Below are 24,003 nucleotides of genomic sequence, written 5' to 3' on the forward strand. Positions count from 1 at the left end.
GCGAAGCGAAAATTTTTGGAGAAAGAGGGGGTACCCCCTCTTTCTCCAAAAAATAATAAACCCTACCAAAAAACTAGTTAGGTGAAAACATTGATTCTCAAATTTACACAGGATTGTGGACTTGACTCTTTAGGGAACTCCAGGGTCCTTATTTCATGATTTTTCAAATAAAATCACACGTTTTTCATCAAATAGAGGCCTCTCAGTGCCCATAACTTCACAACCAGTCGGTTTTTCTATAAATAAGGTCCTCTCAAGTCCACTTTGTATAACTATATAGATACAGTCGATGTGATAGTGTATTTACATCCGTTGAAATTACGGTTTGTGACAAAAGAGATCTTACGGTGCGCTCCAGTACTTATTTCGCTTTAAGGTCGTTTGCACCTTACTTATAAAATTCCACCATAATTTTATAAATCAAAGAATATATCTCCAAATTTATGAAACCTTATGATCGCATGTGGCGTCTCATAATTGAAATTAATAATTAGGAGATGATTTCTTTGAATAAATGGAAAAAGGTATCAGCAACAGCCGCAGTAGCTTCAGTGTTATTATTAGGAATTCCTGCAGGGATTGGGGCACAACAAAGTGCAAATTATTCTATATTTGATTACGCTTCAACGGGTGTTTTGAAAGAAGGTTCACGAGGGGAAAACGTAAAGATTATGCAGCGCGCATTGAATAAGGCGATGGGTGCTGAGCTAACAGAAGACGGGATCTTTGGACCGAATACAACAACAGCCGTGCTAGCGTTCCAAAAGTCACATAAGCATTTAGCGAATGATGGATTGTATGGTGCTCAGACACATGCAGCACTTTCTAAACAAGTTAATTCATTTGGATTTGCAGACAGCACATTAAAGCTTGGCAGTCGAGGAGGAGCAGTAAAAACTCTACAAAAAGGGCTAAAGGATATGAGTTATAACGTAACCGTTGACGGTGTTTACGGTCCTAACACAAAAGCAGCTGTTATCAAATTCCAAGAGCGTTTTCCGGAGTTATCCAACGATGGGATCTTTGGCCCCAAAACGAAAAACGTAATGGATAAAGTGTTGAATGATTAGTATCTTGAATTAATCATGGGGACATCAGGATAGAGATTATGAAGATAATCATATGAAAAGCATTCCTTAACGGAATGTTTTTTTGATGTGGTCTAATTACTACATTCTCGTTTGTTTAATGGTCTCTCCTATATACCCAAGACATTCCATGGCAACTCTTTCCTCCAAAACCATGGAAGACATTACAGGTTTAAAGTCTATTCCATATTTGTTATGGTGGTATATGTATTTATTTTGACGTTTAGAGAAGCTTGATTTGCTTTTCTTTTTTTATATAGATCTGATCATTTGACCATAAGGAGGTTTTACGAATGGTTAATGTTATTACTACATTGTTATTATTAACGGGAGCAGAAGTACCGGAAGAACATTTGCCGAAGTTATACGAAGAACAATTACCGCAGTTACACGAGGAACGTCTTGTGTATAAGACTGAAAAAGATAAAGAAGAATTGAATGGACTAGCTGTACGAATTTCCCTCACTGAAGAAGAGCAAGACCTTTTAGAACGACTTGTCACTGCAGAAGCTAAAAGTGAACCGTTCGAAGGAAAGGTTGCAGTCGCTGAAGTCGTTTTAAATCGAATGGAAAGCGAGCAGTTCCCAGACGAATTAGAAGAGGTCGTGTACCAAGAGAATCAGTTCTGTCCAGTAACAAATGGTTCCATTCATAATGAAGCGACAGAAAAGGCCGAACAAGCAGTTCAGGTAGCTTTAAGAGGAACCAACGAAACGAACGACGCCTTGTTTTTCTATAATGACAACATTGTTAAGACGAGCTGGCTCGAAAGCAAACAAACGACAACTCGAATCGGACAACATGTGTTTAAAAAGTAATAGATATGCAGATCAATATAAAACATTAACTAAGAGAAAAATATTTATCATGATAACGGGTTCAAATTAGAGAGAGCGTAATTGTAAATGATAATAGGAGTTGCGTACTAAATCATATGGTTTAGTACGCTTTTTTTGTTGTTAATCATGTTGTGCAACTTAATTTAAGAAGTATATTAATACACCCTTTGATTATAGAACATAACCTGGTTTCCTTTATGACTCTATACCTAGAAGAACTGTCATTTTAATATGTTAAGAGTAGATAAATATTCTAGTAATTCTGGAATTTAATGTTAAAATAAATCATAGGAAATAAGTGTAAGGAACGGTATTCTATGGTTTTATATACACACCGCCCAAATTGTTATATTCTCTTTTGACTATAAAGGAACTGCATTTGTTTATATAGTCGCTGTTTTATTTTCAGCAGTACCCCCAACTTCAAGGAGTGGAACGAGTAGGTGGGGAAGATGTCACAGAAGTTATCTACTTATGGGCAGCTTGGTTTGACCCATATAATTTGGAAGTGCTTGTCATTCCACTTGCTGTTATTCTTGGAATGCTAGCAGCTTGGATTACCAAAAGAGTAATATTAGGACCTTTAGTCTATGTTAGTGTAACCATTCTTTTTTACATGTGGATTTATGTATATTTTTATTCGTTTGATTCATCACAATTTTCCGCTATCCATATGAATGACTTTGAATCGTACATAATAGAAACATTTTTTATTATTATTACCTGGATATTATCTTGGGCCTTCGTTAAAGCGCAAAAGAAGTAAATTATTTAAGTTATGGATTGAACGTAATAGAATAGAGGCCGATTAAATAGCTTAATTAGGGTATTGTTATTAAACGATTGTACGTAAATTGACAAACTAAATATTCCAAAAAAATATATGATAAAAGTAACAGTTCAATAGTATTTAGAATGAGGAAGTTAGAATGATCATAACAAGGGAGGGATTAAATTGAAGAAACAAATTGTATTCATGTTATGCATTTTGCTGCTCGTCCTGCCACTTCAAATTCATGCAACAGCGACGCCAGAGAAAAGCGTCGAAATCACGAAAGAAAATGTGCAGGCGTTTGTTGAACAAATGTTTGAAGAAAATATGAAAGAGTACCAGATCCCGGGAGCGGTTATCTTAGTTGTAAAAGATAACGAGATTCTTTACGAACAAGGTTTCGGGTATGCGAATCTGGAACAGGAGCTTAAAGTCGATCCGAGTCAATCGTTCTTTCGAATTGGATCGGTATCAAAGTTGTTTACAGCAACGGCGATTATGCAGTTAGTTGAACAGGGATTGGTCGATCTAGAAGCGGATGTTAATGAGTATTTGACTTATTTCCAAATTGATACCCAGCAGTTTCAACCAATCCGAGTAAAGCACCTTTTAACACATACACCGGGTTTTGATGAGAGGTTTTTCGGAATGGCAGCTGAGCATTATAGTAAACGACTACCGTTACGAGAATACTTAAAAGAAAACCAACCACAGTTGATACGCGAACCCGGTCAGTATATCCAATACAGTAATTATGGAATGGGAATATTAGGGTTAGTTATTGAAGAAGTTACAGGATTATCTTATGAGGAATACATTGAACAACATATTTTAAAACCGCTCAATATGAACGAAACTTATGTCGCGATGAACGCAGCTGTTGAGGATCAGCTAGCCCGTGAATACTTCCCAAGAGGAGAACATTTTCAAGAAGAACCATTATATGATTACCACTATCCTCCTGCCGGATCGTTCGTAGCTACAGCTGAAGATATGGCCAAATTTATGCTCCTTCATTTAAATGAAGGTACTTGGAATGGAACGACGGTCATAAACGAAAGTACAGCAAAGCTAATGCATGAACGGCAATTTTCTCAGCATCCGAATGTACAAGGTTTTGGGTATGGATTTTTTGAACGACTGCAGAACTCCCATCGCTTTTTGGAACATGGGGGTAACACAGGTGGAACAAATAGTATGTTGATGATTGATAAGGAGCGAAATATTGGGATATTTACGTCTAATAACGGGTTTGCAGGAGGACTACTTAGTTATTATTTTCCGTCTGCCTTTATCAACCACTTTTATCCGATGAGTCAATCCGTTGCAGCAATGGAAACAGCCGCACAACCTGTTGAGGAAGGTCTCAAACGATACGAGGGCAGCTATTATACAAACCGCTACAGTCATGAAGATGCGTCAAAAATTACACTAGCGATGGCACCTCCAATCAAAGTAAGTCAGGACACTGATCATTCATTGATTGTTCAGAATTTAGGACAGGAAAGTACATTTATCCAAGTAGAACCGCTTGTATTTATGAACCCTGAAACCGAACAGTATCTCGCTTTCGAAGAAGATGGAAAAGGGCAGATCACTCACTTGTTTTATCCAGACAGCTTCGTGTATGAAAAAGGTACCTGGTACCAAAATGCAATGTTACACGGCATCCTATTCGGTGTTTTTGTTTTGTTTTCTGTAGCTACTGGTCTTTTCTTGATTATAAGACTAATTAAAAAATTAGTGACAAGAAATAAACAAAGAAATTCGACAGAAACGAGACAGAGCTGGTATAAGGATGCAGGAAAGCTAAACATGCTGATTTGTTTGAGTTTTTTACTCTTTTTAGTCGTACTTGTAACGGGGCTCCTTCAGATGGATGGGATTGCCGCTGTGTTTATTGAACTGCCTCTCGCGGTTCAATTGGCACTCTATATTCCATTAATTACTCTGATATTAGTCCTCATACAAGGCTTTGCCCTTATTTTCGCTTGGTTGTCTAGATCAGGTACGGTGTTTAAAAGGCTATATTATACGACGGTTTTATTTTTGGCCATGAGCGTACTGCTCGTATTGAATTATTACAATATGATTGGGATTTAGATTTAAGCGGTAAGTTGATCTAGTGGTAGAACATTTCAAACGTACAAAAAACCTTCTTCTATGATCATTGTGGAAGAAGGTTTTTTTAGCATGGAGAAGGGTTCTAGAAGTGATCTTATTTTATTCTTTTGTCAACTTTGAATGAAATGCTTATGAACACTGATAACGATCCGGATATAGTTTCTTTTCATAAATATCAACTCGGTTATTATGTCCGTCTGTTGCTGAGTTGATGATCACAAAGCCTTCTTGTCTCCAAAAGACTGCCCCAATCTCATTACCATCTTGAACACACAATCTCACTTTCTGTTTATTTTGATCAATCAGTTTTTTCTCGAGCAGGTGAAGGGCCTTTGAAGCGACCCCGCCTCTGCCATGTTGTTTATGGACAATTAACAAACCTATCCACGGTAGATGGTCGGACTTATGATTTAAGAGATAATGAATGAGTCCAACAGGTTCATTGTCTTTCGTTATGTAGTAGTATTCTGCACCTAACTTTAAATTTTCCTCGTTGTCTTTGATGATATCTTCTTCCGTTAAAAATTCCTTCGCCATAACAACCTGATTGTAGGCAGGGTGTGAATTCAAAATTGTTTTTTGGATGGTGATATCCTCTTTTGATTGGACAACTTTTATAGATACTAGATCAATCATTAGATTCTTCCTTTCTTGGTTATGCAAAACCTCTTATTTCTTAATTTTACATGGCAAACGATTAATCCTTTTATAAGATATAAAATGGTGAGAAAAACTTTTGATGTCTGTGCGTCTTTTGCACAGTTAACATTCAGATTATATTAAAAAAATATTCTAGTAAAAGATTGAAGTGAGGGAGAGTTCCTTTCCTGATAATAAGTTTACATTTATATGAATATTCTGTTATTATTAGACTATGTATCTTGTAAGCGGTTACACTTGTTCTTTCAGCGAGTGATTATTTTTTATTTGGGTGGTGACTTTTTAATGTTTACACGGCATTTTGAATTTTGGCCAACACATTTACCGAAATCTTTACCGATCCCTGAGTCCACGATTTATGACAACTTAGAAACGACCACAAAACGTTACCCCGATAAGACAGCGATTGTTTTTTACGGAACAGAAATCACATATCATCAACTTCACAGAGAAGTCGAACAAATGGCAGGTTACTTACAGCAGGAATTGGGTGTTTCAAAAGGTGACCGAGTCTTGTTGTACATGCAAAATTCACCACAGTATATCATTACCTTTTACGCGATTTTACGTGTTGATGCTGTCGTTGTTCCGATTAATCCAATGAATGTGAAAGATGAAGTTGCCTTTTATTTATCCGATTGTGACGCAAAAGTGGCGATTGCTGGCCAAGAGTTAATGCCGGAAATTGAGCCGTGTCTTGGTGTCACTCCACTTCAACATATTGTGGTCGCTGCTTATTCAGAATATGCTCAGCAAGAGTTGGATTATGTGGTGCCTCCTGTCGTTGCGGCGCCGAAAGAGCTTTTTATTTCGTCAGCGATTACTGCCTGGAAAGAAGCTTTATTAGCGGGTCACAAGCCGGGTCCAAGCGAGGGGAAAAGTGATGATTTATGTTGCTTGCCTTATACATCCGGGACGACAGGGAAACCAAAAGGCTGCATGCATACCCATAAGACTTTGCAAGCTACGCTTGTTGGCGGGGCGGTTTGGAGCGGAGCAACACCAGCGGATACGAGTTTGTCAACGTTGCCGCTTTACCATGTGACCGGTATGCAGCATAACATGAATGGCCCGATTTACTTGGGAGGAACGATGGTTTTGATGACACGCTGGGATCGGGATGTCGCGTTAACGTTAATGGAAAGGTATCGAATTACGAGGTGGACGAACATTTCGACGATGGTTGTGGATTTCTTAGGCAATCCTAATTTGAAAAAAGAAGCGATCGAGTCCCTTCGGATGATTGGCGGCGGTGGAGCACCATTACCTGAGGCGGTTGGACAGAAGTTGTTTGAATTGACGGGGCTTCGGTATGTCGAGGGATATGGACTCACAGAAACGATGTCGCAAATTCACCAGAACCCACTCGATCGAGCGAAGTTACAGTGTTTAGGGGTGCCGCAGTTTGATGTTGATGCTAGAGTCGTAGATCCGGTAACGTTAAAAGAACTAGGTCCACATGAAGAAGGAGAAATCATCGTAACGGGAGAACAGGTGTTTAAAGGATACTGGAACCGACCGGAGGAGACGAAAGGTGCTTTTGTTACGTTGGAAGGTAAGGAATTCTTTAGAACAGGCGATATCGCTCGCTATGATGAGGAAGGATATTTCTTCTTAGTCGACCGGGTAAAACGTATGATCAATGCGTCTGGTTTTAAAGTATGGCCTGCGGAAGTTGAAATGTCTTTGTATAAACACCCTTCGGTTCAAAATGCTTGTGTCATAGGGGTGCCAGATGCTAGACGAGGAGAGACGGTCAAAGCGTTCATTGTCCTGAATGATGGTGGAAAAGACACAACTGCTGAAGAGATAATTGCATGGGCTAAGGAGCATATGGCGGCTTATAAGGTGCCAAAAATCATTCAATTCCTTGGTGCACTTCCTGTTTCAGGAAGCGGCAAGATCCTGTGGCGAAAACTACAAGAACAAGAGCAGCAGAAAGTAGAAGGCTAGTTTATAGCTTATATATTTAATAAGAAATCACCTTCTCCTAGTTAATAGAGAGGGTGATTTCTTATTAGGGCTACCTATTATAATTGTTTTCAGGGCATATTGCTTTGTATTGAGTACTCTCCTTGTTAGTATAATAAGGTATGAAATTACTCAAGAGGGGACAAAAGTAAATGTCAAATATACAAATTCCTGTGTCTGTTTTAAATCTAGCACCGATTCGCTTAGGACAAGGATCTAAGGAAGCCATTGATGCTATGGTTGACTTGGCACAAGCAACAGAGAAAATGGGATATACACGATATTGGATTGCGGAACATCATAATACGTCTACTTTAGTCAGTTCTGCCACTTCGATTTTAATAAAACATACATTAGAGAATACAGAACAAATTCGTGTAGGTTCTGGTGGCATCATGCTGCCGAATCATTCTCCGCTAGTCGTAGCCGAACAATTTGGGACAATGGCGACGATTTACCCGGACAGGTTAGATTTAGGTTTGGGAAGGGCGCCTGGTACTGATATGCATACGGCTAGTGCACTCAGACGGTCCAATCATGATTCGGTTCATTCATTTCCTGACGATGTGAATGCTCTGTTGACGTATTTCGGGCCAGAAGTGGATCAAGGTTATGTCAGAGCATATCCTGGTGTTGATACGAATATACCGGTTTATATTCTAGGCTCTTCCACAGATTCAGCTTATTTAGCAGCTAAATTAGGTTTGCCGTACGTTTTTGCTGCTCATTTTGCACCTCAATATATGGACGAAGCCATCGCCATTTATCGTCAACGATTCCAGCCATCAGAATACTTAAGTTCCCCGTATATGATCTTTTGCTTAAATGTCATTGCGGATGAAAGTGATGAAGAGGCGAAAAAGGAGCTAACAACGATGCAACAATTTTTCTTAAATGTTGTACGTGGTACAAGGCAGCCATTGCGTCCTCCTGTTGATAGCATGGATTCCATTTGGAGCCAGCCTGAAAAAGATATGGCTAATGCCATGTCGAGGGTGACTTTGATAGGTAGTAAAGCATCAATTAAAGACCAATTAACGAACTTCCAAAACAAATATAACGTGGATGAGATCATGGCTGTGTCCTATATCTTTGACCCTGATAAACAAAAGCGATCCTATGATATACTAAAAGAAGTTGTGGATGGAAGATAACAAAAAAAGAAACTCTGTCAGGTGTGGCAGAGTTTCTTTTCGTTTCTAATTTTTAGTTGAAGTAAACAAAAATCCTTACCAAAAAGTTATGTTAGTAAAATATTTTTTAGTATTTATCAATGATCTTGTCTGGGTTTAAAATGCATTTTGGATCTAATGCCTTTTTAATCGTAATCATGACGTCGTAAGCAGCACCGTGCTCAAGTCGTTGGTATTTCTTTTTGCCCATTCCCACGCCGTGTTCACCTGTACATGTACCTCCGCGAGATATCGCATAGTTTACGAGATGTTCAGTAAATGTTTCTGTAAGTTCCATTTCTTTTGGGTCGTTTTTATCGACCATTAAGAGGACATGGAAGTTACCGTCGCCGACGTGACCGACGATCCCACCTACAAGGCCGAACTCGTCTAATGTTTTTCTAGCATTATTTATTGCTCCAGCTAGCTCGGATATCGGAAGGCAAACATCGGTTACTAACAATTTCTTGCCTGAAGCGCCGTGAATAAATGCATACGCTAGATGATGTCGCGCTTCCCATAATTGATACGCGGCTTTTGAGTCGTTTTCGAAAATGACTTCTTGGCAGCCTATATCATAGACAATTTCCTGTGTAAACTCTACATCTTGCGCAAGTCCCGCTTCGTTCCCGTGAAATTCTATGAAGAGGGTGGGGGCCTCAAGATAGTTCGTTTTACTATGCTGGTTTACTTGTTTCATCGAGTAACTGTCCACCAGTTCGCAACGTGCGATTGGAATACCAGCTTGCAGGATTTTTACGACAGCATCTACCGCTTGAGATACGGTTGGAAACACAGCTCTTGCAGCAGTGGTGAATTCTGGGATTCCATAAACTTGCAAGGTAATTTCCGTAAACAGACCGAGCGTTCCCTCGGAGCCTACGAATAAAGAATTCAGATGATAGCCTGAGCTAGATTTCACAGCTAAACTACCTGTTTGAATAATGGTACCGTCTGCCAGAACAACTTCTAGATTTCGAACTTGATCACTCATCACACCATATCGAACCGAGGTCGTCCCACTTGCATTCGTGGCGATCATTCCTCCAATGGTCGCATCCGCTCCTGGGTCAACAGGGAAGAATAATCCGTATTGCTTTAAGGCCTTATTTAATTGAGTGCGGGTAATGCCGGGTTGCACTTTTACAAGAAAGTCATTTTCGCGAATTTCAATAATTTGGTTCATCAACGAGAAGTCAACGGTAATCCCACCTTGGTAGGGAATAACATGAGCTTCTAAACTAGAACCAAGACCAAACGGAATGACTGGAACTTCGTATTGACTCGCTAGCTTGTTAATTTCACTTACTTCTTCTTTACTTTTAGGGAAGACGACGACATAAGGTAAGGCTTCGGTATGGTGAGATTCGTCTTTTCCGTGATTTCGTAGAGTAGTTTCATTTGTTGAGACACGATCTTCAGATAGTAGTTCGACTAATGCAGTGATGTGATCCATATCTAATTCCCCCTTGAAGTAGCATACTAACTATTTTTCTATAAATGTTATCACAAGACAATTAAAATTTGTAAATAAGATTCCTGCATTTTACACAATTTCGACAAATTATAATTGATTGACTATTTCGAATTGCCTATATATAATACTCTTAAGTTAACAGGTCTTATGAAGACTTAGAGAAGGTGAAAATTTGAAAGTAAAACGTACTTCTTTAGTTGATGATGTTGTTTCTGCATTTATCCAGGATGTTGAAGAAGGTAAGTATGAAAGTAGTAAAAAATTACCTTCACAAAAAGATTTAGCTGAGTATTATCAAGTGAGTTTAATTGTTTTACGAGAAGCGCTTTCGAAATTATCTGCGATTGGATTGGTAAGCTTTCATCAAGGAAAAGGCACTTATCTAAATAAAGAGGGAAGATCGTCCACTTCTTCTGACTTTTCATCGTTAATTTTCCATGATGTTCAAAATTTGAGATCTATCATTGAAGCTCGACAGCTCATTGAAAAGGAAACAAGCTATTTAGCAGCCAAACGAAGAACGAGTGAAGATTTGATGGAGATCGAAAAAGCGATTAATGGCATGAGAGAAAACTTCGATCAGATGGAAATGTTTGCGAAATGGGATTTAGAGTTTCATATTGCGGTAGCCAAAGCTTCTAAAAATCCAGTTATGCAAAGAGTGATTACCCTCATGATTGAAAGCTATCGAAAGCAAGTACATAAATTTTTTAGTATTCCAGATGTCGTCGAACGAGTTTTTAGAGAGCATGAGCTAATTTATGAGCATATTCGAGATGGGAAGGCGAAAGAAGCGTCAAGAGTCATGTATTCACATTTTGAATTACCGGAACGAGTATTTTCTTTAATGCTAGAAGAGAAGTGATTTGAACTTAGACCGTATTGAAAGCGCTCCTTTGTTTGTTAGATTTTATAACAAGCCATCTCATGTTTTCCTGCTATCTTGTGAGTTATAGCCTAGCGAGATGTGGTAGTTTTATAGATTACGAAGAGAAGAGGTAGATAGAAAATGACCACCCTACATAAGATTGCGGTTTTACCAGGAGATGGAATTGGTCCCGAAGTTGTCCGTGAAGCTATGAAGGTGTTAGAACTATTGAAAGAATTAGATCCGTCATTACATATCGATTTTGAAACCTTTGATTGGAACAGTGATTATTACCTTGAAAACGGCAGGATTATGCCAGAGGATGGCCTAGAAATATTAAAGCAGTATGACGCAATTTTATTTGGAGCGATTGGGGATGCACGTGTTCCAGATGAAGTGACGATTTGGCAACTGATCATGCCGATTCGCAAACAACTGCAACAATATATCAATTTCCGTCCTGTAAAACTATTGAAAGGTGTTCCTTCGCCGTTAGCAAACGAAAAAGATATTGATTTTGTTATCATTCGGGAAAATGCAGAAGGTGAATACTCCAATAGTGGCGGAAGACTGTATACCGGATTAGATCAAGAAATAGCCGTTCAAAATACGATCATTACGAGGGCTGGTACGAAAAAAGTGGCTGAATTTACGTTTGAATATGCGAAAAAGCATGGGAAACAATCAGTGACAAGTGCAACAAAATCGAATGCAATCCTTCATTCGATGGTGCTTTGGGATGAGGTCGTCAAAGAAGTAAGTAGGAACTATCCTTCCATTCATACGGATCACTATTTCATTGATGCCCTTGTTGCTTATTTTGTATCGAGACCACAAGATTTCGATGTCGTCGTAGCGTCCAATCTATTCGGTGATATTTTAAGTGATTTAGGATCTGCGGTCGTAGGGGGACTCGGTCTTTCACCATCAGCTAACTTAAATCCTGAACGAGACTTTCCTTCCATGTTTGAGCCGGTGCATGGCTCAGCACCTGACATTGCGGGTCAAGGAATTGCCAATCCGATCGCGCAAATCTGGTCAGCTGCTTTGATGCTTGAACATTTAGGAAGAGCGGACCTGGCAGATGTGATTGTTCATTCCATTGAGCAGGTATTACTAGACAATCAAGTTCGTACTCCAGACCTCGGTGGGAGCTCCACAACTAGTGAAATGGGGACTGCAATTTGTGAATCGATTAAAAAACAGATTCAAGAAAGGCAGGTTAATCACTCATGAGACTACGAGATGAAGTGTTTGTCATTACCGGTGCACAAGGTGGAATGGGAAAGGAGACGGTCAAACGATTTTTAGAGGAAGGCGCTTATGTCGCTGCTGTTGATTTAAATATTGACCACTCCTTAAAAAATGATCGTCTGCTACCGATTTCTGCTGATCTGACAAATGAAGAAGATGTGAAGAGAGTCTTTTCTGAAACTTATCAAGTGTTCGGGAAAATTACTGGGCTTTTAAATATAGCTGGGGTTGCTCAATCCGCTACGCCAATTGAAGAAGTAAGCTTAGATGACTGGAAAAAGATTATGGACGTGAATACAACAGCTGTATTTCTAACTTGCCGTGAAGTCACTCCTTACTTAAAAAAAGAAAGTGATGGAGTAATTGTGAATGTCGCTTCGATTTCTATGGTTCGACCGCGTCCCGGTTTAAATGCTTACATCGCTTCAAAAGGGGCAACTGTATCATTGTCTCAGGCGCTAGCGATTGAATTAGCGGAATATGGCATTCGTGTCAATGTGGTTAATCCGGGACCAGCGGATACGCAAATGTTAGGTCAGTTCTCATCGAAAGAAATGGATATTGAAACGACGAAGGAAACGATATTTAAAAAGAGTGTTCCTTTAGGAAAATTAATTCAACCGATTGATATCGCCAATTCATTGGTTTATCTCAGTTCAAAGGAATCTGCGATTGTGACCGGCGCTGTATTAAATGTAGATGGGGGAAGGGGGATTTAATGATGAGTAACTCAACAACGAAAGTTCAAGGGTGTTATATCAACGGCGAATGGACCGTCCCTGATCCATCAAGACTCATTGAAGTGAAAAATCCCGCGAATGGAAACGTGATTGCGGTCGTTCCAAGAGGAGATCAAGAGGACGTGAACCTCGCTGTAAATGCAGCGAAAGAAGCCTTTCGTTCCAAAGAGTGGAAAGCGTTAGAACCTCAGCAGAGAGGCAGACTTCTTTTTAAAGCAGCGGAGATCATCCGTGAAAACAAAGAGGAACTTGCGAAAATCGAAACATTGGATGTCGGTAAACCGTTAAAACAATCCGAAGTCGATGTGGAAGTGGCCGCTCGTTATTTTGATTTTTATGCAGGTATTGCTGATAAAATCATGGGAGAAACGATCCCGGTACAAGAGGGGATCATTAATTATACCGTTCGTGAGCCGATTGGCATTGTAGGACATGTAATTCCATGGAACTACCCATTACAAATTGGTGCAAGAAGCATTGCGGTCTCACTGGCAACAGGTAATGCAGCGGTATTAAAGCCTGCCGAGGACACTCCTTTAAGTATCCTGAAGTTGGTTGAACTGCTTGAGCCATTAGGGTTTCCTAAAGGAATTATAAATGTTGTGACAGGATACGGTCATGAAGCCGGTGCTGCACTGTCAGGGCATCCAGACATTAATCACATTACGTTTACAGGTTCGGTTGAAACAGGAAAAAGAGTCATGGAAAGTGCAGCACAAAATATTGTTCCTGTAACACTTGAACTTGGTGGAAAATCGCCAAATATCGTATTTGATGACTGCAACGTTGAAAATACGCTCGATTGGGTTCTTCGTTCCATAGTTCAAAATTCAGGGCAAACGTGTTCAGCCGGGTCTCGTCTAGTGATACAGGAGACCATCAAAGATTCGTTTGTGAAACAGCTTGCTGAAGCGATGGAAAAGCTGACAATCGGTGCAGGAATAGACAATCCTGACCTTGGTCCTGTTCTATCGAAAAAACAATTTGAGCATATTCAACGATTTTTAACATTAGCAAAAGAAGATCGTATCCCAGTCGCGACTGGAGGAAACTGGGTGACCGTCGATGGCTGCGAAGAAGGTTACTTTTTACAGCCGACGATATTAAATGACGTGCCACCCGAGCATTTGCTTGCCCAAGAAGAAATCTTTGGTCCTGTATTAACTGTAAGCACGTTTCGTACAGAGGAAGAAGCCGTTCAAATCGCGAACGGGACTCCATATGGACTGGTTGCAGGGGTGTGGACTGAAGATGTTGGCAGAGCTCATCGGGTTGCGAACCAATTGGAGTGTGGTCAAGTCTTCATAAACCACTACGGTGCTGGTGGTGGAGTGGCTCAACCATTTGGTGGGCATAAAAAAAGTGGGTTTGGACGAGAGAAAGGTTTAGAAGCGATCCAAAACTATACCCAATTAAAAAACGTAGCTCTACGTTATTCATTCTAGGTTTTAATCTTGTTGTCTATCATAACAGCAAAATTAAAATAGATAAAAACAAAGACATTAGGGGGAATTTAGTATGAAAAGGTGGCCTTTTTTAACAGCTGCTGTATTAGCAACAACGATGTTATTAGGAGCTTGTGGAGGTTCTCAGACATCAACAGAAAGTGAAACTGGTGGAGATACAGAAGAACCAGCAGCTTCGACAGGGGAAACATTTGTATTACAAGCAGGACATTCTTTACCAGAGGATCATCCTTATGAGTTAGGACTTCAAGAGATGGCAAAGAACATTGCAGAACGTACGAATGGTCAAGTGACAATTGAAACGTTCCCGAACAGCCAAATTGGTGCAGAAAGAGAGTTAACAGAAGCTCTTACGCTTGGAACGGTTGATTTAGTTGTTACATCAACTGCTCCTGTCTCTAACTTTGTACCAGAACTTGAAGTATTAGATTTACCATTCTTATTCAACGATCGTGATGCTGCTGTAGCGGTACTTGAAGGTGAGATCGGACAAGAAATTTTTGCTAGCTTTGAACAATATGGAATTGTCCCGCTTTCTTGGGGTGAAAATGGTTTCCGACATGTAACGAATGGCTTAAGACCAATTACAGAGCCTGCTGATTTAAAAGGATTAAGTATTCGTACACAAGAAAACCCTGTACATCGCGCGGCATTTGAAGCTCTAGGGGCACAACCGTCTCCAATGGCTTGGACAGAAGCATTAACTGCTTTACAACAAAAAGTAGTTGACGCACAAGAAAACCCAGCGATCGTTGCGGATCAATTCAATTTATTTGAAGCGAACCAAAAATACATGACATTAACAGGACATGTTTACTCAGCGGCATTATTTTTATTAAGCCAAGAAACGTACGATAAACTTCCTGAAGATTTACGTGCGATTGTTGTTGAAGAAGGGCAAAAAGCTGGTGAGTTTCAACGTAATTTAATTATCGAAATGGAACAAGAATCTTTACAAAACTTAAAAGAACAAGGAATGGAAATTATTGAAGATGTAGATGTAGATCCTTTCCGTGAAGGAATCGTATCCGTCTATGAAAACTTCTCTAACCAAGACTTGCTTCAACGTATCTTAGACGCACAATAAGTTTCATAGTTAGTGATTAGGAAAAACGGGAAGTCTCTTTCTTCCCGTTTTTTTATAGAATATCGTATTAAACTTTAGCCCCAATGAAGCTACTTCTATGCTGGGCCATTATTAAAAAGGCTTTTATGCTTATTTAAAGGTGGGAGACAAATGAGAAAAGTAGTAAATTCAATCAATCTAACCGTAAATTATCTCCTCATAGCCATATTTATCGTTTTAATCGTAGCAGTATTTTGCCAAGTACTCTTTCGATTTGTAATCAACCAACCATTGGCTTGGACAGAAGAGCTTTCTCGTTATTCATTGGTATGGGTTACGTTTTTAGGAGCCGCACATGCGATGGCTACCAAATCGCATATTGGAATGTCAGCTCTGGTCGACAAATCACCACTATTGTTACGCCGTTTTTTTATCATTATAGCCGCACTCGTTAGTTTAGGGTTCTTCTTTATTATGATACAACAAGGGTTCAATCTAGTCGGACGTTCAATGACTCAATTATCTGCCGTTTTACGAATTCCGATGGGGTATGTGTACTTGGTCATTCCGATTAGTGGGATTTTGCTCACGATTAATCTATTAGATGTCACGTGGCAAGAGTTAAGGAAAGGAGAGGAATAGGTATGGAAATGTTAGTTTTTGCATTATTAATTCTATTATTTATTATTAATGTTCCCATCGCAATTGCGCTAGCGATGTCAGCTGCTCTTATTTTTATTATTCAAGATTCCGTTCCTTTACTTTCCATTATGCAACGAATGTTCAGTTCTGTTGACTCGTTCCCGCTTCTTGCCATACCTTTCTTTATTCTAGCAGGGAAGCTGATGGAGAGCGGTGGAATGTCCAAACGGCTGATCCACCTTGCCAACGTCATCTTTGGACGAATGCGTGGGGGGCTTGCGGTTGTATCAATCATTGCTTGTGCTTTCTTTGCTGCACTATCAGGGTCAGCGGCAGCGACGACAGCTGCGATTGGGTCGATCTTAATTCCAGCGATGGTGAAAAAAGGCTATGACCGAAATTTTTCAGCAGCCGTTCAAGCAACAGGGGGTACGATTGGAATCGTTATTCCTCCAAGTGTTCCGATTATCCTATTTGGTGTAGCAGCAGGTGCGTCCATTAGTGACTTATTTATTGCGGGTATTATTCCTGGACTATTTATCGTCGTGTCGTTGACGATCCTTGTCTATGTCATTTCGATTATCAAAGGGTATGGCGGGGGAGAAAAATACAACTTTAAAGAGTTTTTACTTGCATTAAAAGATGCTTCGCTTGCTTTATTAATGCCTGTTATCATTTTAGGCGGTATTTACGGCGGGATTTTTACACCAACTGAAGCAGCTCTCGTTGCCGTTGTTTATGGTTTCATTGTTGGTTTTATTATTTATCGCGAAATTAAGATAAAAGATTTGTATCATATTTTTACTTCTTCGATCCAAATTACGTCAGTCATTATGTTTATTATTGTCGGGGCTTCGGTTTTCGGATCGTATTTAACACGTGAAAAGATACCCGCTCAAATTACAGAGTTTATGCTAGGAATATCGGATAACTGGATTGTGACGTTACTACTGATTAATCTACTGCTATTATTTGTTGGAATTTTTCTAGAGACGGCAGCAGCAATTATCATTCTAACTCCAATTCTAGCACCAGTCGCTCAAGCTTTAGGGATGGATATGGTTCATTTTGGAATTATTATGATTGTAAACTTAGCGATCGGCTTTATTACGCCACCGGTGGGAATTAACCTCTTCGTCGCTTCGAATATAGCAGGAACCAAGTTTGAAAGTCTAATAAAAGCGATAGTTCCTTTTATCTTGGTTATGATTGTGTGTGTGCTTATTATCACATTCATTCCTGCATTGAGCTTGTACTTAGTGAGATAATAGAATTGTTTGTATGCGTAGAAGCAGAACTCGTTGGAGAAGGGTTCTGCTTTTTGGTTTTTCTGTTACGGATTTAATTAGGCTACGATTATTCTAAGAAATTTGTAGGCTTGGATTGTATAAAATTCGGACGCTCAAACTAGAGTTACGCTATTTCTAGGAAATTCGGATGCTTGTCTAGAGTTACGCTATTTCTATGAAAAACGGACCCTTGACCTGAGCTAAGCTATATTTACAATATTGTGGACTTGAGAGGCCCTTATTTTCTTAAAATCGACTCTATTTCAGCTATTAGGGCACTGAGAGGACCTTATTTGATATAAATCTAGTGTCATGGACGCATTTTTTGTGAAATAAGGCCTTCTGAGTACCCTAAACTGAAGAAAACAGGGGTTTTGACACAAATAAGGTCCCCTGAGTCCGCTAAGCTTTATTCACCAAGTTTGACCCCAACTAGATAATAAAATCACCTTCTCTTTTCTGGGAGAAGGTGATAGTAGTGTACAGATAGATCGTCTCGGTCCCTAGTATAAGTTCTTACATTAACATTAACTAGGAGCAAAGTGCTATTGTTAGATTTTTATTTTTTCTTCTTTTTGGACGGATCGGCGCCGCTCGCTTTCCCTTTTTTTACAGCTTCAAATGTAACGTCTACATAATACTTCTCGTCCATGTTTTGAACAGTGGACACTTTAATTTTACGGCCTTTAATGGTTAAATTTTGCCCTTCAGTTGGAACCTGTTGCAGCAGCTGACATAATAACAGATCTCTTCTGTTGTAAAAATAAACATTATACATTTGATATCACCTATTTCATATGGGATGTGTTGCTCAGTGTGCTATATCGATTTCTTCTTATAAACTATTAGGGTTTATGCACATTTAGAACTATAAAACGGAATACACTTTTCTTTAAATACAGAATATTCTGATGTATAGTAGAGAGGTAAATGTTTCTGCAAAAAAGTTCAAATAACCTCAATATAGTAACCAATCTTCTAATTACCACCTATCTATTCATATACTATTCTATCTAATCATTCCAGCACTTTTTCTTTCTTTCAAACTTCCTGGCCAGACAGAACTAAGTTTAGCGTCTGAGAAGATCTAATCCATAGGTTCTTCTAATATCTTGGCATTTATTTTTACTAGAAAAATAAATAATGATTTCAAAGGAGGCAGATAAGTGTGAGTTGGGAACCAGAAATTAAAGAGCTACGCCAAAGAGAAGAATTAGCCCGTCAAATGGGAGGAAAGGAACGGGTAGAGAAGTATAAGTCGTATGGAAAATTGACCGTACGGGAGCGAATTGATAAGTTGCTAGATGAAAGTACGTTTCACGAAACCGGTGCGATTGCCGGGAAAGCGAAGTATGATGAAGAAGGCAATCTAATCGATTTCACACCCGCTAATTTTATTTTAGGTACCGGTCGAATTGACGGTCGCAAAGTGGTTGTTGGCGGGGATGATTTTACGGTCCGAGGCGGGGCTGCGGATGGGGCGATTTTTGGAAAGCAAGTATATGCTGAGAGAATGGCGCATGACCTACAATTGCCGATCATTCGTCTCGTCGATGGAACTGGTGGTGGAGGAAGTGTGAAGACGTTTGATACGAGTGGCCATACGTACATTCCAGTCAACCCGGCTTGGGATTACGTGGTCGCCAATATGGAACGCGTTCCTGTTGTTGCAGCCTGTATGGGGTCGGTCGCAGGTTTAGGCGCAGCACGAGTGGCTGCTTCTCACTTTTCTGTCATGATAGAGGAAAACTCACAATTATTTGTGGCCGGACCACCCGTCGTTAAATACGGGATGGGACAAGATTTAACGAAGGAAGAATTGGGTGGAATTCAAGTCCACCGATCAAGTGGCGCTGTAGATAATGTAGCCAAGTCAGAGGAAGATGCTTTCAGGCAAATGCGGACGTTTTTATCGTACCTTCCTTCGAATGTATGGAAGCTGCCGCCAGTAAAGGAGACAGAAGATTCACCTGAACGACGCGAAGAACGGTTGATTTCATTCATCCCGAAAAATCGTCGAGCCCCCTACAAAATACGCGAACTCTTGCCGCTCCTATTTGATCAGGACTCCATTTTTGAGATGGGGCGCTTTTACGGTGGTGGTACAGTTACTTGCTTTGCTCGTTTGGATGGACATCCGGTCGGAGTACTTGCTCCCGATCCGTTTGTGAATGGTGGAGGGTTAACTGCTGAGAGTTCTGAAAAACTAGAGCGTTTTGTGGACCTTTGTCAGACCTTCCATCTTCCAATCGTTAATCTTGTGGACCAACCAGGGATGGTCATTGGTCTTCCATCTGAGAAGAAAGGCACGATTCGAAAAGGTGTACGGGCGGTTTCTGCTGTTTATCAGGCAAAGGTGCCTATGATTGAAATTATTATGCGTCGAGTGTTTGGAGTAGGTGGAGCAGGGATGAGTAACGGACATGGATTAAACCAACGATATGCATGGCCGTCTGGAGATTGGGGCTCACTTCCGGTTGAAGGCGGAGTACAGGTTGCGTATCGTCGAGAGCTCGAAGCAAGTGAGGATCCAGATGCTTTATTAAAAGACTTACTCGATCGCATGGAGTCAATCCGATCTCCATTCCGTACTGCTGAAGCGTTTGGTGTTGAAGAGATTATTGACCCAAGGGATACAAGGCCGCTTTTGTGTGAATGGGTGAAAGATGCATATGAACGTCTGCCGCAACAATTGGGGATTTCTAGACATGGGATGCGACCTTGATTTAATGTTTTAACGTAAAACCACAAGTTGTATTAAAGGATTTTCATTATTAACCTAACAAGGAAATCTTCATTGTACTAGCCTGTCGAAACTATAAGAATTTCGGTTAGACATTACATGAATACGTTATGGTATTATTAAAGAAAGGATCATAATGGTGGTGATAACTATGGGGAAAATCCTGTCTTCTGAAGAACTAATGAAGTATATCTCTAATATGAATAGTGAGAATTCTGTATTTCAGTTTTCTATTCCTGGAAAAGGGAAATTTACACTTGTTCTTCAAGAAGAAGATAAACAATCCATAAAGGTTGAAGCTGAAAAAAATCCTGAGCTGAAACTTATGTTAAAGGAAAGTATGGAGCAGTACGAAAATGGACAGGGCATGACTACTACAGAGTTATTAAGATCACTTTCCAAAAAGGACTTTATGTAATGCATGATCGGCATGATCGAAAAGTTATCTGGACTCCTGCTGTTATGGAAAAACTCACCTTGTTTAGAAGTGAAAGATATACGCCTGAAGAAACATTTGACTTTATTTCTCAGATTATTTTAGAAACTGAAGGTCTATTAGAGAATGATATTATTGGTAAATTTTATAATGAAGAATTTGGTAAATATAAAGGGATTTCAAGGGTAGTGGTTAAGAATTTTAGGGTTTATTACAAGTTAATTGATAAGGATGTTGTCATTTTAGCCGTCCTTTTCCCAGGTGAAAACTAAATAGGCAGAAGAATACATAACCCAACCCATGAAAAGGATTACTCCTCATGGGTTGGGTTTATTGTGTTATTTGAAGTATTTATCAATTTTTCCCAAAACACTAGAACTAGCTCTGGTTTAACTCACTTTACTAAACACCATCTATTCATTCGCTAGCTTCCATAAAACATCCTTCATCACCGCAACACCATCTACGCAATCCGATAAGTACGTAAATTCTTCGGGTGAATGACTTTTTCCGTTCACACTTGGAACGAAGATCATCCCAGCCGGAACATACTTTCCAACAATCATCGCGTCATGCCCAGCGCCGCTCACTAGATGGCGGTAGGGGAGATCGTGATTGATGGCGGCCTGTTTAATATACGTCTGAATGTTTTCAGGTACAGGGACCGGCGGGATATTGGTTGGATTTTCGTGATGCACGGTTAAGCCTCGTTTTTCAGCGATTTCATGTGCTTTTGCAACGATTCGCTCGTTCAGCTCAGCCAAGGTATCGGTGTGAATGTCTCTCGCATCAACATTGACCGCTGTTTTCCCGGCGATGACATTAGTCCCATTCGGGTAGACGTACATTTTACCGACGGTTGCTACCGCGGTTTCATTCATTTGTCTCGGAAGTTTTTCAACTTCAAGAATGAACTCAGCTGCACCCGTCACGGTATCTTTTCGCATATGCATCGGCGTATTTCCGGCATGGTCGGTTTCACCGTAAAACGTAAAGGTGTGCCAAGATGGACCGGCAATCCCCGTCACGATTCCGATCGTTTCTTCATTTAATTCTAATTGTTTTCCTTGCTCGATATGTAACTCTAAAAAGGCGTAAATGTCTTCGGCTTTTCTAGGTTTTTGCTCAATGTTTTCCGGGGTCAACCCTTGTTGGCGCATCGCTTCAGCAACCGTTATGCCATCATCATCATGATGAGCCTCTAATTCATGATAGGTAACTTCGCCCATCATTGCGCGACTTCCAAAGATCCCATTTTTAAAGCGAGAGCCTTCCTCATTGACGAAAATCACGAATTCAATCGAACGTTTCGGTTTTTCTTTTTGTTGGATCATCGCTTCAATCGCCATTAGAGAACTTAAGCAACCTAAAGGACCATCGAACGCACCGCCATTAGGGACACTATCGATATGCGAACCTGTCATGACGACGGGCAACTCAGGTTCAGTTCCTTCATATCGGGCGAATAGATTGCCTGCCGTATCTTCAGTAACGGTTAGACCTGCTTCACGGATCCATTTTTTAAATAATTCTTTTGCTTGTTTTTCCTCATCCGTATAGACAAAGCGGGTTACACCGCCATCAGAGGTTTTTCCGATGGCAGCTAACTCATCTAAGCGATCCGTTAACACTTTGGGATCAATCGCTGGGTAAGTCTTACATTTTTCTACATCTTGTAATAATCGTTCTTTTGAAAAAACGTTAGTCAAACTATGTCACTCCTTTATTATGGTAAATAAATGCCACTTCCAGGTCCCAACGGTAAGCCAAGGAAGTACCAGAAGACGAAAAAGACGATCCATGCTAATCCAAATAATATACTGTATGGAAGCATCACTGCAATTAAAGAGCCTAGACCTAGATTTTTATCGTAACGACGAGCTAATGCAAGTAAGATCGCAAAATACGCAAACATCGGTGTGATCGGGTTTGTAATTGAGTCCCCAATACGATATGCAAGTTGTGTAAATGCTGGATCGTAGCCTAATAACATAAACATCGGGACGAAGACCGGTCCAAGAATCGCCCATTTTGCAGACGAACTTCCGATAAATAAATTCAATGTCGCACTAATAAGTATAAAGCCAATTAATAATGGAATGCCGGTAAAGTTCATACTCTTCAAGAAATCAGCGCCGGTGATGGCTAGGATAATTCCTAAGTTACTCCAGTTAAAATAAGAAATAAATTGAGCAGCGAAGAAGGCTAAGATAATGTACATTCCCATCGTACTCATACTTTTAGCCATCGTATCGGCAACATCTTTATCATTACGAATCACTTTTGTGATCATACCATACACCAAAGCAGGAAATAAGAATAAGCCCATGATAATCGGTACAAGTGAGCTCATAAATGGTGAAATAATAATGCCACCATCTTCAGCGCGTAATGCACCGTTTGTTGGAACGATCAGTAAAGCAATAACGGCTAAGTATACTAAAGTAGTGACTCCTGCCCATTTTAAACCTTTATTTTCTACAGCCGTTAATTGTTCTAACTTCATTTGTGGTCCTGTATATGTACCAAGACGTGGTTCGACGATTTTATCCGTAATCCAAACGGCTAACGGGATAATGATAACCGCTGATGCCGCTAAGAAATAATAGTTCATCGCTGGATTGGCGATAAATGTGGGGTCAATAATTCGCCCTGCTTCTTGTGTAAAGCCAGCTAATAGGGCATCAAGCATGTTTACGATCAAGTTGGCACTAAATCCACCCGCAACCGCTGCGTACGCTGCCACCATTCCGGCAATCGGATGACGTCCAACACTCATAAAGACGAGAGCGGCAATTGGAGGAAGGACGATAAATCCAGCGTCACCGGCCATATTCGCTAAAATACCAGCAAACACAATGGAGATCGTAATGAGAGCTTTCGGCGAGCCTAACACAACTTTCTTTAATAAAGCAGAAATGAGTCCAACACCTTCAGCAACACCAACACCGATCATCGTCACGAGGACAAGTCCGAGTGGAGGGAATTGAGCAAAGTTACTGACCATTTTCGTCATGATCATTTGAATTCCTTCTTTGGTCATTAAGCTAATGGCGGCTACCGTTTCTCCTGTCGCTGGATTGACAACACTAACTCCTGCCATCGCTGCAAAATGAGAAGCAATAATAACAAGTAATGCAAAAATGATGAATAATGTCACCGGGTCTGGAAGTTTGTTACCAATACGTTCGATGAAGTTTAAGAACATATGAAACAATCCAGATTTTTTTTGATTTGGAACCTTTGGCTCTACGTTCGGTTGTCCCATTAAAACTCCCCCTTTAAGAATATTCTGATTATTATATTTTTTGTGATGCTTTTGATTGTACATAAAAATAGTATAGTAGTGTAACAAAAAATGATTAAGTTTTTTGTGATAACCCACAAAAGTATATT

General features: G+C 40.0%; 21 protein-coding genes. 16 read left to right on the forward strand and 5 right to left on the reverse strand.

Annotated elements, in window-relative coordinates:
• The first annotated feature begins 506 nt into the window (after positions 1-506).
• The 4 genes from ACNSTQ_RS17475 to ACNSTQ_RS17490 all read left to right on the forward strand — a co-directional run bounded on the left by ACNSTQ_RS17475 (position 507) and on the right by ACNSTQ_RS17490 (position 4,802).
• Positions 507-1,070: a peptidoglycan-binding domain-containing protein gene (locus ACNSTQ_RS17475; protein ID WP_418201094.1), complete on the forward strand. Its 564-nt coding sequence runs from the start codon at positions 507-509 to the stop codon at positions 1,068-1,070.
• Between the two features lie 311 nt (positions 1,071-1,381).
• Positions 1,382-1,906, forward strand: a complete 525-nt coding sequence (locus ACNSTQ_RS17480) for a cell wall hydrolase (RefSeq protein ID WP_418201095.1) — start codon at positions 1,382-1,384, stop codon at positions 1,904-1,906.
• A gap of 451 nt (positions 1,907-2,357) precedes the next feature.
• On the forward strand, positions 2,358-2,693 hold the full coding sequence (locus ACNSTQ_RS17485) for a hypothetical protein (RefSeq protein WP_418201096.1): 336 nt from the start codon (positions 2,358-2,360) through the stop codon (positions 2,691-2,693).
• A 189-nt stretch (positions 2,694-2,882) separates the two neighbouring features.
• The gene (locus ACNSTQ_RS17490) at positions 2,883-4,802 is read left to right on the forward strand and encodes a serine hydrolase domain-containing protein (RefSeq protein ID WP_418201097.1); all 1,920 of its coding nucleotides are present in this window, start codon (positions 2,883-2,885) and stop codon (positions 4,800-4,802) included.
• Positions 4,803-4,952: 150 nt separating this feature from the next.
• On the opposite strand, the gene ACNSTQ_RS17495 is transcribed toward ACNSTQ_RS17490, so the two are convergent.
• Positions 4,953-5,459 (reverse strand): GNAT family N-acetyltransferase, encoded by a 507-nt coding sequence (locus ACNSTQ_RS17495; RefSeq protein WP_418201098.1) that lies wholly within the window; start codon positions 5,457-5,459, stop codon positions 4,953-4,955.
• Positions 5,460-5,768: 309 nt separating this feature from the next.
• On the opposite strand from ACNSTQ_RS17495, the gene ACNSTQ_RS17500 reads away from it, so the two are divergent.
• Positions 5,769-7,436 (forward strand): long-chain fatty acid--CoA ligase, encoded by a 1,668-nt coding sequence (locus ACNSTQ_RS17500; protein ID WP_418201099.1) that lies wholly within the window; start codon positions 5,769-5,771, stop codon positions 7,434-7,436.
• Positions 7,437-7,606: 170 nt separating this feature from the next.
• Positions 7,607-8,608 (forward strand): LLM class flavin-dependent oxidoreductase, encoded by a 1,002-nt coding sequence (locus ACNSTQ_RS17505; RefSeq protein ID WP_418201100.1) that lies wholly within the window; start codon positions 7,607-7,609, stop codon positions 8,606-8,608.
• A 106-nt stretch (positions 8,609-8,714) separates the two neighbouring features.
• Here ACNSTQ_RS17505 and ACNSTQ_RS17510 read toward each other — a convergent pair whose 3' ends face one another.
• Positions 8,715-10,082, reverse strand: a complete 1,368-nt coding sequence (locus tag ACNSTQ_RS17510) for an FAD-binding oxidoreductase (protein ID WP_418201101.1) — start codon at positions 10,080-10,082, stop codon at positions 8,715-8,717.
• Between the two features lie 193 nt (positions 10,083-10,275).
• Here ACNSTQ_RS17510 and ACNSTQ_RS17515 point away from each other — a divergent pair, with 193 nt between their 5' ends.
• The 7 genes from ACNSTQ_RS17515 to ACNSTQ_RS17545 all read left to right on the forward strand — a co-directional run bounded on the left by ACNSTQ_RS17515 (position 10,276) and on the right by ACNSTQ_RS17545 (position 17,407).
• Positions 10,276-10,968, forward strand: a complete 693-nt coding sequence (locus ACNSTQ_RS17515; protein WP_418201102.1) for a FadR/GntR family transcriptional regulator — start codon at positions 10,276-10,278, stop codon at positions 10,966-10,968.
• A 144-nt stretch (positions 10,969-11,112) separates the two neighbouring features.
• Positions 11,113-12,207, forward strand: a complete 1,095-nt coding sequence (locus ACNSTQ_RS17520) for a tartrate dehydrogenase (protein ID WP_418201103.1) — start codon at positions 11,113-11,115, stop codon at positions 12,205-12,207.
• Positions 12,204-12,944, forward strand: coding sequence for an SDR family NAD(P)-dependent oxidoreductase (locus ACNSTQ_RS17525; protein ID WP_418201104.1), 741 nt, complete (start codon positions 12,204-12,206; stop codon positions 12,942-12,944). Before ACNSTQ_RS17520 ends, ACNSTQ_RS17525 begins: the two co-directional genes overlap by 4 nt.
• A 2-nt stretch (positions 12,945-12,946) precedes the next feature.
• Entirely contained in the window at positions 12,947-14,410 is a 1,464-nt protein-coding gene (locus tag ACNSTQ_RS17530) for an aldehyde dehydrogenase family protein (protein WP_418201105.1), read from the forward strand.
• 73 nt (positions 14,411-14,483) lie between these two features.
• Complete coding sequence (locus ACNSTQ_RS17535) at positions 14,484-15,518, forward strand: TRAP transporter substrate-binding protein (RefSeq protein WP_418201106.1); 1,035 nt, start codon at positions 14,484-14,486, stop codon at positions 15,516-15,518.
• A 150-nt stretch (positions 15,519-15,668) separates the two neighbouring features.
• Positions 15,669-16,139: a TRAP transporter small permease gene (locus ACNSTQ_RS17540; RefSeq protein WP_418201107.1), complete on the forward strand. Its 471-nt coding sequence runs from the start codon at positions 15,669-15,671 to the stop codon at positions 16,137-16,139.
• Between the two features lie 2 nt (positions 16,140-16,141).
• Complete coding sequence (locus ACNSTQ_RS17545) at positions 16,142-17,407, forward strand: TRAP transporter large permease (RefSeq protein ID WP_418201108.1); 1,266 nt, start codon at positions 16,142-16,144, stop codon at positions 17,405-17,407.
• A 580-nt stretch (positions 17,408-17,987) separates the two neighbouring features.
• On the opposite strand, the gene ACNSTQ_RS17550 is transcribed toward ACNSTQ_RS17545, so the two are convergent.
• A complete protein-coding gene (locus ACNSTQ_RS17550; RefSeq protein ID WP_418201109.1) occupies positions 17,988-18,206 on the reverse strand; it encodes a hypothetical protein in 219 nt (72 codons plus the stop codon).
• A gap of 390 nt (positions 18,207-18,596) precedes the next feature.
• On the opposite strand from ACNSTQ_RS17550, the gene ACNSTQ_RS17555 reads away from it, so the two are divergent.
• The 3 genes from ACNSTQ_RS17555 to ACNSTQ_RS17565 all read left to right on the forward strand — a co-directional run bounded on the left by ACNSTQ_RS17555 (position 18,597) and on the right by ACNSTQ_RS17565 (position 20,879).
• A complete protein-coding gene (locus tag ACNSTQ_RS17555) occupies positions 18,597-20,153 on the forward strand; it encodes an acyl-CoA carboxylase subunit beta (protein ID WP_418201110.1) in 1,557 nt (518 codons plus the stop codon).
• Positions 20,154-20,322: 169 nt separating this feature from the next.
• Positions 20,323-20,589: a hypothetical protein gene (locus ACNSTQ_RS17560; protein ID WP_418201111.1), complete on the forward strand. Its 267-nt coding sequence runs from the start codon at positions 20,323-20,325 to the stop codon at positions 20,587-20,589.
• Positions 20,589-20,879, forward strand: coding sequence for a type II toxin-antitoxin system RelE/ParE family toxin (locus ACNSTQ_RS17565; protein ID WP_418201112.1), 291 nt, complete (start codon positions 20,589-20,591; stop codon positions 20,877-20,879). The genes ACNSTQ_RS17560 and ACNSTQ_RS17565 overlap by 1 nt, the downstream gene beginning before the upstream one ends.
• Before the next feature lie 141 nt (positions 20,880-21,020).
• Here the strand turns inward: ACNSTQ_RS17565 and ACNSTQ_RS17570 are convergent, their stop codons facing one another.
• Together ACNSTQ_RS17570 and ACNSTQ_RS17575 are read right to left on the reverse strand one after the other, a co-directional pair.
• On the reverse strand, positions 21,021-22,316 hold the full coding sequence (locus tag ACNSTQ_RS17570) for a Zn-dependent hydrolase (protein ID WP_418201113.1): 1,296 nt from the start codon (positions 22,314-22,316) through the stop codon (positions 21,021-21,023).
• A gap of 17 nt (positions 22,317-22,333) precedes the next feature.
• A complete protein-coding gene (locus ACNSTQ_RS17575) occupies positions 22,334-23,875 on the reverse strand; it encodes an AbgT family transporter (protein WP_418201114.1) in 1,542 nt (513 codons plus the stop codon).
• Positions 23,876-24,003: the final 128 nt, after the last annotated feature.

The sequence above is a fragment of the Alkalihalobacterium sp. APHAB7 genome (genome assembly GCF_048323755.1).
In the GTDB taxonomy this organism is placed as follows: domain Bacteria; phylum Bacillota; class Bacilli; order Bacillales; family Bacillaceae_F; genus Alkalihalobacterium.